This window comes from Enterococcus innesii (genome assembly GCF_022846515.1).
Lineage (GTDB): Bacteria > Bacillota > Bacilli > Lactobacillales > Enterococcaceae > Enterococcus_D > Enterococcus_D innesii.
Map to the genome: position 1 here is coordinate 2890081 of NZ_AP025635.1, position 12131 is coordinate 2902211.

13 protein-coding genes are annotated in these 12131 nt (G+C 43.1%); 6 read left to right on the forward strand and 7 right to left on the reverse strand.

All coding sequences use genetic code 11. The features are described from left to right. Positions 1–265: 265 nt before the first annotated feature. From ENLAB_RS13430 to ENLAB_RS13455, 6 genes are all read right to left on the reverse strand, one after another. On the reverse strand, positions 266–814 hold the full coding sequence (locus ENLAB_RS13430) for a TIGR01440 family protein (protein WP_077453516.1): 549 nt from the start codon (positions 812–814) through the stop codon (positions 266–268). 5 nt (positions 815–819) lie between these two features. Further along, positions 820–1299 (reverse strand): ECF transporter S component, encoded by a 480-nt coding sequence (locus ENLAB_RS13435; RefSeq protein WP_015510153.1) that lies wholly within the window; start codon positions 1297–1299, stop codon positions 820–822. Continuing rightward, complete coding sequence (thiD, locus tag ENLAB_RS13440; RefSeq protein ID WP_244351562.1) at positions 1296–2084, reverse strand: bifunctional hydroxymethylpyrimidine kinase/phosphomethylpyrimidine kinase; 789 nt, start codon at positions 2082–2084, stop codon at positions 1296–1298. The genes ENLAB_RS13435 and thiD overlap by 4 nt, the downstream gene beginning before the upstream one ends. 103 nt (positions 2085–2187) lie before the next feature. Beyond that, positions 2188–3714, reverse strand: coding sequence for a glucose-6-phosphate dehydrogenase (gene zwf, locus ENLAB_RS13445; protein WP_140965674.1), 1527 nt, complete (start codon positions 3712–3714; stop codon positions 2188–2190). 9 nt (positions 3715–3723) lie between these two features. Continuing rightward, the gene (gene efaR, locus ENLAB_RS13450; protein ID WP_140965673.1) at positions 3724–4371 is read right to left on the reverse strand and encodes a transcriptional regulator EfaR; all 648 of its coding nucleotides are present in this window, start codon (positions 4369–4371) and stop codon (positions 3724–3726) included. Between the two features lie 143 nt (positions 4372–4514). Further along, a complete protein-coding gene (locus ENLAB_RS13455) occupies positions 4515–5750 on the reverse strand; it encodes an aminopeptidase (protein WP_244351564.1) in 1236 nt (411 codons plus the stop codon). 231 nt (positions 5751–5981) lie between these two features. Between ENLAB_RS13455 and ENLAB_RS13460 the strand changes: the two genes are divergently transcribed. Continuing rightward, positions 5982–6557, forward strand: coding sequence for a TetR/AcrR family transcriptional regulator (locus tag ENLAB_RS13460; RefSeq protein ID WP_005228861.1), 576 nt, complete (start codon positions 5982–5984; stop codon positions 6555–6557). A gap of 54 nt (positions 6558–6611) precedes the next feature. On the opposite strand, the gene ENLAB_RS13465 is transcribed toward ENLAB_RS13460, so the two are convergent. Further along, positions 6612–7058: a flavodoxin gene (locus ENLAB_RS13465; protein WP_086293074.1), complete on the reverse strand. Its 447-nt coding sequence runs from the start codon at positions 7056–7058 to the stop codon at positions 6612–6614. 176 nt (positions 7059–7234) lie between these two features. Between ENLAB_RS13465 and map the strand changes: the two genes are divergently transcribed. The 5 genes from map to ENLAB_RS13490 all read left to right on the forward strand — a co-directional run bounded on the left by map (position 7235) and on the right by ENLAB_RS13490 (position 12108). Beyond that, positions 7235–7999 (forward strand): type I methionyl aminopeptidase, encoded by a 765-nt coding sequence (gene map / locus ENLAB_RS13470; RefSeq protein ID WP_008377375.1) that lies wholly within the window; start codon positions 7235–7237, stop codon positions 7997–7999. A gap of 79 nt (positions 8000–8078) precedes the next feature. Then, positions 8079–9002 (forward strand): YihY/virulence factor BrkB family protein, encoded by a 924-nt coding sequence (locus ENLAB_RS13475; protein WP_005237256.1) that lies wholly within the window; start codon positions 8079–8081, stop codon positions 9000–9002. 19 nt (positions 9003–9021) lie between these two features. Continuing rightward, positions 9022–10248, forward strand: a complete 1227-nt coding sequence (locus ENLAB_RS13480) for a glycosyltransferase family 4 protein (protein WP_086299204.1) — start codon at positions 9022–9024, stop codon at positions 10246–10248. A gap of 285 nt (positions 10249–10533) precedes the next feature. Further along, on the forward strand, positions 10534–11520 hold the full coding sequence (locus ENLAB_RS13485) for an aldose epimerase family protein (protein ID WP_244351566.1): 987 nt from the start codon (positions 10534–10536) through the stop codon (positions 11518–11520). 141 nt (positions 11521–11661) lie between these two features. Next, positions 11662–12108: a CopY/TcrY family copper transport repressor gene (locus ENLAB_RS13490; RefSeq protein ID WP_244351570.1), complete on the forward strand. Its 447-nt coding sequence runs from the start codon at positions 11662–11664 to the stop codon at positions 12106–12108. Positions 12109–12131: the final 23 nt, after the last annotated feature.

Genomic DNA, 12131 nt, shown 5'->3' on the forward strand with positions numbered 1-12131 from the left:
TACTGGTATCTTTCTTTTCTTTTTGTGATGAAATTCTGACGAATTTATGACAAAAGGAAGGCGGCAGCTGCCGCTCTTTTTACACCAGAAAGAAACTAGCCTTTGAAGTAAAAAAAGCTGCCATATGATGGAGTGGAGAAAATAGTGAAAAAAGAGCACTCTGAAGGAAAGGGGGAGGCAATAGCAGGAACGTTGACACAAAAAAAGCACGCCGAAGCATGCTTTTTCTTTTTGATGAGGGCTTTTCGATTATTATACGATTCGCTTATTGTGCGTAATGCGCACGAGGACCACCAATATATTTAGGCCGTGATCCCAGAGCTGTGACATGGGCAGCGCCGAGGGTCTTAATAGAGGGACGGATCGGGATTTGTACATGTTTGACATGCATGCCGATCGCTGTGTCACCAATATCGATGCCAGCTTTTGCCACTATGTGCTCCACTTCAATAGGCTCATCGAACAGCTGGAAAGCCGCAACTGAGCAAGCACCGCCTGCATGCAGCTGGGGCACTACAGCGACTTCTTCTAAGTGATAGAGCTGAGCCGTTTTACGCTCAACGGCTAAAGCCCGATTGAGGTGTTCACAGCCTTGAACGGCTAAATGAATATTTTTAGGACGCAAGATCGCTCGCAGTGTTTCGACGATGATCATGCCTACTTCTTGACTGGAATTTTTGCCAATCAAGCCGCCAACGACTTCACTTGTTGAACAGCCAAGGACAAAAAGATCGTTTTCACCAACGTTCGCTGTCGTAATGACTTCTTCAACGATCGTAGTTAAATCCGTTTTTAATTGATTGATATCTGTCATAAGAATCACCTTTCATTTAAAGAAAACTTTTTCGTGCGGCGCAAGGCATGCGTCAGGGGTAAAGCAACGATGCTGCCAAAGACCGTTTGGATCAAATTACTTGGAATTGAGGCGATCCCAGCGCCTAACCCGAATAGCAAAACTGTTGCTGCTGCGTAGCCGGCGATCATGATCAAGCTGCCGACAATGACGGCTGCTAGTGGCCGGTGGCTCATTCTGCCTACGATCCAGCCTTGTACACCATGAATCACGATGGAAAAGAAGGCCCATTCAGGGTAACCTGATAGAAAATCAATGATGCCGCCGCTCATTCCACCGACGAAGGCCCCGGCGCTAGGACCAAACAAAAGGGCCGAGATATAGATCCCTGCTTCACATAAGGTCACAAAACCCTTCGTTTGCGGAACAGGAATGATAAAGGTCAAAGAAAGTGCACACGTGAGTGCCGTCAGCATAGCGATCGTGGTTAAATTTCTTACTTTCATACGTATTCATCCTTTCTGAAGTAGGCAAGTTGATTGACGTTTCCGGAGGTACCTAAAGGTAGCCCCTCTTCGATTCCTGCCCAAACAAATGCTTTTGCAGTTTGAACAGCTGTTTCCAATGAAGTACCTTTGGCAAGTAAAGCGGCAATCGCCGATGAAAGGGTACAACCAGCACCGTTGGTTGTGGGGCGGGTACTTTTTTCTGCTTCAAAAACAGTATATTGTCCAGAGTGGTATAAAAGGTCGTAGGCTGTTTCCCCAGTTAGTCGACTGCCACCTTTGATCAGAACATTTGGGGCACCCAATGCATGGATTTTTTTCGCCGCGGTTTTCATTTCCGCCAACGTCGTAATGGTTTGACCAGAGAGGTGCTGAGCTTCGAGCAGATTAGGTGTCACTAATGCTGTGGAAGGAAACAAGGAGATCAATCCTGCTTGATACGATTGATTAAAGGCGGTATCTCCTTCTTTAAAAGCAAGCACGGGATCGAGCACGATTGGTCCGGTAAATGCTTGTAAAAAATCCCGCAGCAATTCAATGATGGCCGTTTGATGAAGCAGCCCGATTTTGATTGCATCTAGGGATACGGTCGAACGCAGCGAATCCAATTGTGCTCGGATCACAGGCTCAGGAAGATCATGGAACAAAAGATTATCGTTAATGGCGACAACACAGGTCAATAAGGCATGACCAAACACCCCGAATTCCTCAAATGTTTTCAAATCCGCCGTCATGCCGCCGCCTGCCAAACTGTCGAGACCGGCGATCGATAAGACTTGTTTCATCTTTGCTGCTCCTTTCATTTCTCATTTCTTTCTATTATAAACAGACGGAAAAAAAGAAAAACGGCCAATTGGATGTTTTTTCCTCATCCAATTGACCATTTGCTTATTTTTCATTTAGTAAATCCCGTTCTCGATACCATTCATCGGGACGCCAGATCCATTCAAACCCATCGGCAGCTAAGAGATCATAGGCAGCTTGGGGTCCCATCGTTCCTGCGGCATAGTTTGGAAAATCAGGTGTTTCTTGGTCCCAAGCGTGACGGATCACATCAACGATGCGCCAAGATTGGGCAACTTCATCCCAATGGGTAAAGTTAGTGCCATCCCCGTTCAAAGCATCTAAAATCAATTTTTCGTAGGCTTCAGGGGTGTTTTCGACGATTTCAGTACTATTTCGGTAATCGAGCTTCACTGGCAATGTCTCAAACCCTTGGCCAATCTCTTTTCCGTTCAAGGAAAGAGAGAAGCCTTCCGTCGGTTGAATGTAAATCGTCAGCACATTCGGTGCCAAACTCTCGATTTGCTTTTGTTCATTCAGGTCTTGCTTAAAGACATTGACTGGGACTTGTTTAAAGACAATGTTGATGCGAGTGCCTTTTTCCGTCAAGCGTTTCCCGGTGCGTACATAAAATGGTACGCCGGACCAGCGGAAGTTATCGATCAAGAATTTCCCAGCAACGAAGGTTTCCGTTGCCGATTTTTCATCGACATTGGCTTCTTCACGGTAGCCAACAAATTTCTTGTCTTCTAATTGTCCTTTATCGTATTGACCACGAACGAAGTGTTGTTTCACTTCTTCTTCGGAGTAGATACGGATCGCATTTAAGGCTTTGATTTTTTCTGTCCGTAACTCTTTTTCAGAAAAAGCCACTGGCGGCTCCATGGCTAATAAGGAAAGGATCTGTAGAATATGGTTTTGGACCATATCTTTTAAGGCGCCGCTCTTATCATAATAACCACCGCGTTCTTCAACACCTAAGTTTTCTGCGATATTGATCTGAACATTGTCAATGTACCGATTGTTCCACATCGACTCAAAAATGTTATTGGCAAAACGAATCGCAGAAATGTTTTGGATCATTTCTTTTCCTAAATAATGATCGATCCGGTATATTTCTTGTTCTGTAAAGACTTGATTGATCTCTTCATTCAAGTCTTTTGCTGAGTCATAGTCGCTTCCAAATGGTTTTTCGATGATCACCCGATGGTAGCCGTCAGTATCTAGCATCCCTTGGGATTTCAAGTGAGAAACGATCGTCCCAAAGAAGTTAGGAGACATCGCTAAGTAAAAAATTTGATTGCCTTCTAAATGGTATTTTTGATCTAAGGTTTCCGCTAAATCTTTCAATGAATCATAATGACTCGTATCTGTTACATCATGTGATTGGTAATAGAAATGAGAAGCGAATGTCTCTGCTTGCTCTTGTGAGTCGCTCAATTCTTTGATCGTACCTATTACTACTTCACGATAGTGTTCATCCGACCAAGGACGGCGAGCAGTACCAATGACTGCAAAATCTTCTTTCAAATCGCCTTTTTTGTACAACCGAAACAAAGAAGGGTATAGTTTGCGTTGGGCAAGGTCGCCCGTACCGCCAAAAATCGTAAAAAGGACCTTTTTTTCCATCATCTTCACTCCTTACAGTTTATCGACAAAAATCGTGCTGGCGGCTTTGTAGCTGACAGCAATTTCTTTTGTATCATTTTTGATCGTAATCGGACCCTCGTATGCTGCCGCATCGACGATCTCGTATTCTTCATGAATATTCAATTGGATCGAAACGAGGTAATCCAGCAGTTCTCGTTCGTCAAGGACACGGGCGATACGAATTTTTGTTCCTACCGGATAGGAACTCATGGTGTTTTTTTCGCCTTCGTGAATGAGTTCTCCTTGTTCAGGGATCATTCCGCCATGTGGGCAATACCGAGGATGATCAAGGTAGGCTTCTAAGCGGCTCGCCAGTGTTTCCGAGGTGACGTGTTCTAAAACTTCTGCGTCATCATGAACTTCATTCCATGAGTAATGCAGGTGCTCCACAAGAAAGACTTCCCATAAACGATGCTTGCGGATCAGAGTACTTGCAGAAGCTAAACCAGTTTCAGTCAACTGTACCCCTTGATAAGGTGAATGTTCCACTAAGCCTTCTTTTAATAATTTTGAAATCATTTCACTTACTGAAGCTGCTGAGACGTCCAGACCTGACACGATTTGTTTGTTATTGATTTTCTTTTGGTCACCACCAAGCTCTAAGATGAGCTTTAAATAATCTTCACGATTTGGTGTCATCGGATCCATCCTCTCTTATCAAAGACTATCAAAGTAGATTTTATCAAAAAAGCCGGCTGATTACTACGAAAAAAGCCGCCGGTTTCCAATATTCTATGTAAAAGAAGGCCGAGGGGAGCAACTCCACCTCAGCCTTTTTTTTATTAAGCCCAGTCACCATTGCGGAAGACAGGAACCGTGGTGCCATCTTCTTTGATGCCATCGATGGACATTTGGTCAGAGCCAACCATGAAATCTACGTGGGTTTGGCTGCGATTCAAACCAGCCGCTGCCAGTTCTTCTTCACTCATCTCAGTGCCGCCTTGCAAGCTGAAGGCATAAGCGGAGCCTAAAGCCAAGTGGTTTGAGGCATTTTCATCGAACAACGTATTGAAGAAGATGATGCCGGATTGTGAGATAGGGGAAGGATCAGGAACTAATGCGACTTCACCTAAAGATTTTGCTCCTTCATCGATTGCTAGCAGTTTGCCTAACACTTCTTCGCCTTGTTCTGCAGAAAAGTCCACGACTTTGCCGTCTTTGAAGGTGAACTTCATCCCAGAGATGATGGTGCCTGCGTAGCTCAATGGTTTTGTACTTGAAATATAGCCATCGATGCGACGATTATCTGGGGCAGTAAAGACTTCTTCTGTTGGCATGTTCGCCATGAATTTTTCATTGCGGGTATTGTAACTGCCAGCACCTTCCCACAAGTGATTTTTAGGCAAACCGATGATCAAATCGGTACCCGGTGCTCTATAGTGTAATGCGCTGAATTGTTCTTTGTTCAATTCTTCAGCTTTAACTTGCAAGGTTTCATCGTGTTTTTTCCAAGCTGCGACAGGATCTTCTTCATAGATACGTGTCGTTTTGAAAATTTGATCCCAAAGCTTGTCTTGTGCTTCTTCAGGGGAAGCGTCAGGGAATACTTTTTGGGCCCAATCTTGACCAGCCGCCGCAACCACAGTCCAGCTGACTTTGTTGGCTTGTGTTGCTTGACGTAATTTCATCATCGCTTTACCAGAAGCAGCTTGGAAAGTTGCCACTCGGTCTGAGTCGACGCCCGCTAACGCATCGGGATTGGCAGAAACGACACTGATGCGGCTCGCACCTTTTTCAACCCAATCTTCTGTTTGATCAATTTTGTGCTGAGGAATCGTAGACAAACGATCTTCGGCCGCATGAGTAAGAAATTCTTTTTGGATCTCATCGTCGGTCCATTGGACGATTACTTCGTCTGCACCTAATTCATACGCTTTTTTCGTTAATAGACGAGCTAAAGGTGCTTGGTCCACGGCGATTTGGATGACGATCGTATGCCCTTTTTGGACATTTACGCCAACTTCAGTGATCAGTTGGGCATATTTTTCAAGGTTCTGATTAAAGTTTGGTAAAACCATTAAAATTCCTCCATTTATTCTAAATTTATAACTGTCTTCATGATAGCACTAAGTATTTTTGAAAACAAACGAAAAAGTGAGCAAAAAAACAGTGGTCTTCAAATTGAAAAACTGGAAACACTAAGGGCAATAATTTTAAAAGTTTTTTTGCAAACTTAAAAAAACATGATACAATAAGTAAAAGGTATTTCTGAAAGCGATGTATAGCAGAATTAAGGAGATTAAAAAATTATGGCAAGAAAGAAAACTATTACTAGAGACCAGATTTTAAAAGCTGCCTATGAAGTTGTCGCAACCGAAGGATTTACACGTTTTACCGCACGCAATATCGCAGCGAAGATGAAATGTTCAACGCAACCGATCTACTTAGAATTTAAAAATATGGATGACTTAAAAAATGCATTGATCAATCAGATTTACGACTACTTAGCGACAGAAGTCTTTCCAGTTGAAAGACGGGGAGATGTCATCGTCGACTTAACGTTAAATTATATTGGCTTTGCAAATAAAGAAAAACGATTATACCGAGCGCTATACTTAGAAGAGCATGGTGGTGGGGATTCCATGCAACAGTTTTCATTTGACCTTTTTGTGAAATCAGTGAAAAAAGAACCAAAATATCAAGATCTATCTGATGTAAAATTACAATCTTTGCACACCGGTGTCTGGATCGTCGCTACTGGCTTAGCGGCATTGATGTCTTCGGGAATCATCCATCCGACAGAAGATCAGATTGCTAAGCTGATGACGGAAACCACCGATAATATTTTAGCAAGAGAAACACCCATCGATATCAGTTATCATTAAGCAAACAATAAACCTCCGGCAGAATCAAGTGATTTTGTCAGAGGTTTTCTTGTTTTATTCAGCGAATGCTTCTGCTAGTTTATTGGCAAAGGCTTCTAAGTTTTGAATATCGTCTTCTTCTGCAGCCAAGTCAACTTTGACGCTGTCTGCTCCTTTTGTCGCACCAGTTTTGCTAAAGGCGGCTTCAAAGTCGTCAACGGATTTACAAAAGTCATCATAAAAAGTATCGCCGGAGCCACAGACTCCAAAGATTTTGCCGCTTAAATCAAGTTCTTGCAAATCTTCATAAAAATCGACGATCTCATCCGGTAGTTCTCCGTCTCCATATGTATACGTTGCGACGATACAGATATCAGCATCTTCAAAGTCATCTGCATCCACTTGGGTACACTCATTCATTTCTACTTCCATGTCAAGGTTTTCAAGGGCTTCAGAAACGATATCCGCAATTTCTTCCGTATTCCCCGTCATGCTTGCATAGACGATTTTTGCTAAAGCCATGGGCTTTTTCCTCCAATCTCATTCCTATTCTCAAGGAAAACTCTCTTACAGATTATAGCAAATGCACGAAAGTTTGAAAACAAAACTTGAAAAACTCTTTACAATGTCTGTGAATTTTGTAAAATAAGGGATTTCTATGGTAAAATAAGAGGAATTTAATTAAGGGAGACGAGAACATGATTACATTAAAATCTGCCAGAGAAATTGACCGCATGGCCGAATCCGGCGCGCTGTTAGCAGATGTCCACAAACAATTACGCAGTTTCATCAAACCAGGTATCACCAGTTGGGATATCGAAGTGTTTGTCAGAGATTATATTGAAAGCCACGGCGGCATCGCTGCCCAAATTGGTTTTGAAGATTATAAATATGCCACTTGCTGCAGTATCAATGATGAGATTTGTCACGGATTTCCTCGAAAAAAACCATTGAAAGACGGCGATCTGATCAAAGTCGACATGTGTATTGATTTAAAAGGTGCCATTTCTGATTCTTGCTGGAGTTATGTCGTAGGGAACTCGACGCCTGAGATTGATCGATTAATGGAAGTAACCAAAAAAGCGTTGTATCTAGGAATCGAACAAGCGCAAGTGGGCAACCGAATCGGTGACATCGGTCATGCCATTCAAACGTATGCGGAAAAAGAAGGGTACGGGGTTGTGCGTGATTTCGTAGGACACGGCATTGGCCCAACGATCCATGAAAGTCCGATGATCCCTCACTACGGAGAAGCCGGCAAAGGGTTACGTTTAAAAGAAGGAATGGTTATTACCATCGAACCTATGATCAATACAGGGACGTGGAAAATGAAAATGGATCCTAATGGCTGGACCGCCTATACATTAGATGGCGGCTTAAGCTGCCAATATGAACATAGTTTGGCGATCACCAAAGATGGTCCGAGAATTTTAACTTCTCAAGGAGAAGAAGGAACCTACTAAATTTTGGTGGTAGGAGACTTCTGATTGTTACGTATGACAAAGAAAAAAAGGCAGATGATTCGCTGGCGGAGGAAGAAACATGAAAATCGTTGATAAAGTAAAAAGCAATCAAAAGCTGATGCGTTTCATTGAAACAACGCAAAATAGAATAACCGATTCAGAAATGGGGACTACATCAGTCGTTGTGGCCTACTATTTATTGCTTTCACTTTTCCCGTTAATGATTGCGCTGGGGAATCTTTTGCCTTATTTATCAATTGATCCGAACACGGTTTTATCTTATGTACAGGAATTGATCCCGAATCAAATCTATGATTTTATCGGACCAGCGATCGAAAACCTCCTCACCACAAGCTCTGGTGGATTGTTGTCGATCTCCGCTTTAGCGGCGTTGTGGTCGGCGAGTCAAAGTATCAATGCCTTGCAAATTGCGATGAACAAAGCCTTCGGTGTGGACCAGCGTTCCAATTTTATCGTGGTGCGCGCAGTTTCATTTGTGATCATCCTGCTCTTTATGATTGCGATCGTTGGTGTTACGATGGTATTTGGGCTTGGAAAAATCATTCTTGATTTTTTGCAGCCGATTTTTAAGTTTCAAGACAATCTGATCGATACGTTCCAAACAGTCAAATGGCCAGTCACGATCGTTGCTTTGCTGTTCATCATGATGCTGATCTATTGGTTAGTGCCGAATGCAAAGGTCAAGTTGCGTTCGACTTTGCCGGGGGCGATCTTTGCAACGATTGGCTGGATGTTGCTGTCACAAGTGTTTGGCTTATACGCCCGTTACTTTGCTGCGAAAATCATTGGCTATCAAATTATTGGAAGTTTTATTGTTTTAATGATCTGGTTGAATCTTGCTGCGACGATTATTATCTTGGGTGGAATCATCAACGCAGTGGTAGAAGAGTATGTATCAGGACAAGAGATCAAAGAACGAACAGATCCTGTTCAGCGGATTTCTTCGAAAATCGAGGATACATTTACCAATAAAGAGAAATAACGGAAAGCGAGAATAAACGATGGATTTTGCATTCAAATTTGTAATGCGCTTATTTATAACAATGATCGTGTCTTTAATCCTAACACCGATCATTAAATTGATTTCTTTTAAGATCGGCGCAGTCGATCGACCAGGAGATCGCCGAATCAACACCAAAACAATGCCGACCGCAGGGGGATTAAGCATCTTTCTCTCCTTCTCTTTTGCATTGCTTTGGGAATTTCGCGCAATGATTCCTTTTGACTACGTCTGGCCGATGCTTTTAGGGGCAGCCATCGTCGTAGTTACTGGATTATTGGATGATATCTTCGAGTTGACCCCTATGCAAAAAACGCTAGGCTTGACGTTAGCGGCTTTGGAGATCTATTTTGTTGCCGGCATCAAAATCAGTACGGTTTCGATCCCTTATCTTGGGGTTTTTGATTTGGGGTGGCTTGGACTGCCTATGACGATCCTGTGGATTTTGGCGATCACGAATGCAGTCAACTTGATTGATGGTTTGGATGGTCTAGCGAGTGGGGTCTCTATTATCAGTCTGACGACCATTGGGATCATCAGTTACTTCTTTTTACCGAATTCAGTTGAAGTACCGATGGTGATCTTTACGCTGATCGCTGCGATCGTTGGCTTTTTTCCTTATAATTTTTATCCAGCCACGATTTTTTTAGGGGACACTGGGGCACTTTTTCTAGGTTTCATGATCTCCGTCCTATCGTTGCAAGGCTTAAAAAATGCGACCTTCATTACAGTGGTTACCCCGATGCTGATATTAGGAGTACCGATCACGGATACCGTCTATGCCATGATTCGCAGAAAATTTAATAAACAAAAAATCTCATCGGCGGATAAAATGCACTTGCATCATCGCTTACTTTCCTTAGGGTTTACCCACCGTGGCACGGTCTTGACGATCTATGCCTTGGCGATGGTTTTTTCATTTATTGCGTTATTGATGAATTATGCCAGCAACACCGCAATCATTTTACTGATCATCAGTACAGGATTCGGTATTGAATTGTTTATCGAATTGATTGGTTTGGTAGGAGAAAATCGTCAACCATTGATGTGTGCACTGAAATTCCTGGGAAACCGTCGATTTAGGCAAAAAGTCCTCATGGCGCGGGCAGAAAAAAGACAAGACAAGCAAGAAGAGGGAAGCGAGGATTTGGATTTGGCTTCCAGTGCTTCTCAAATCAAAGAAAAGCGACGAAAGAGAAAACATTACCAAGCAAAACACAAAAAATAAACGGTACAATTGCGGCATAAGAGCCCAACAGGTGAAGCGAATGTGATTGATCATTGAAGAAAAGACAGGAGCAGCCAGTGCTTCTCCTAGTACTTTCTCTCACGATCAGCTGACCATGATTCAATCAACCCGTGGGCCCTTCTTGCCGCTTTTTATTTGTGTAAAACGGCCCGGCATAAAATAAATTCCTACTGAATCCTTCCGTCTTGAATTGACGTATCTAGCCCATAACGGCTATACTTAAAAAGAGTAGCAGACTAATTAAAGAAAGAAGGATATGAACGAATGCCAAATGTGAAACAACTGACGTCAGAAAAAATGGGAACAATTTATGAGCTTTCCAATGATAGCGGTACCATCGTAAGGCTAAGTCCTGAAGGCGCACGCTTATTGGATTGGGTCGTTCCAGTAGAAGAAGGTCGCGACATCGTGGTCGGTTATGACACGATCGAAGGACATCGCCAAGCACGTTATTATGGCGCAACGATCGGCCCTGTGGCAGGAAGGATCGCCGGTACTCGCTTTGAGATCGATGGACAAGAATACCAAACGGAAGACAATGATGGTGGCAATACGCTTCATGGCGGTTCCAAGGGACTTGACACCGATATCTGGATCGCTGAAACCTTTGAGGAAGCAGACAATGTCGGCGTGATTTTTACTACCACACGACAAGATGGTGATGGCGGGTTTCCTGGGAATGTTCGTTATCAAGTCACTTATACGTTGACGAATGACAATGAACTATTGCTTGCTTATGATGCCAGCACAGACAAAGCGACTTTATTTAACCCAACGAACCACGGTTATTTCAATTTGACAGGTGATACGCAACAGCCGATCGATGACCACTTGGTTCAAATCAATGCCGAACATGTGGCTGAAACGAATGACGATGTGACGACCACCGGTGAAAAAACGCCTGTCGCAGGCACAAAGTTTGATTTTAGACAAGAACGCCCGATGGGAACGACGATGTTGGATGATCCGTTCTTATTGGATCATGAGCAAGAGTGGGATCTAAAAGTAACCAGTCCCGATCAAAAAGTGCAGCTGACTGTAACCACCGACCGTCCTGCTGTTGTTATTTATACGACGGGTGAGGGAGAAGCTGGTGCACCAATGAAGACTGGTCCTTTTGTCAATCATGGCGGGATGGCGATCGAAACACAAGGTGTTCCTGGCTCTGAAAAATTTCCCCACTTTGGTGAGATCGTACTGCGTCCAGAAGAACCCTTCCACTCTGTGACGACGTACCAGGTCCACTTTTAAGCATAGGAACCAAATCATTTTTTATTAAATAGAAAAAAGCATTGTCAAAACGCAGAAAGTTTGGCGATGCTTTTTTTTGACAAAATACGATTACAGATGTAAACTAAAAAATGTGAATCACTTATGAAAGGAAGTGGACAAATGCAATCTGTGGTCGAACCAATCAAAATCAGCGATTCTGAATGGGAAGTCATGCGTGTGATCTGGACATTAGGACAATCCGACGCGAAAGAGATCACCGCTTTATTGAGCGAAAATAAAAATTGGAAAGCAGCGACAGTCAAGACGCTTTTAGGACGACTCGTCAAAAAAGACGTATTGAAAACAGAAAGCCAAGGAAAAAAATTTGTTTATTCGCCGCTTGTTTCCGAAGAAGCAACCGTTCGCAGCGCAGCTGAGAATCTTTTTTCTCATATTTGTGCCATAAAAGTTGGGCAGACATTAGCAGAAATGATCCAAGAAGCAGCATTGACGGCAGAAGATTTGGCGATGCTCCAAGCAGCAGTCGACCAAAAAGTGCCAGTAGCAGCGATTTCGTGTAATTGTATTCCTGGTCAGTGCCAATGCAAAACCCATGCAACAAAATAAGTAGCCAACGAACTGTTAAAAGA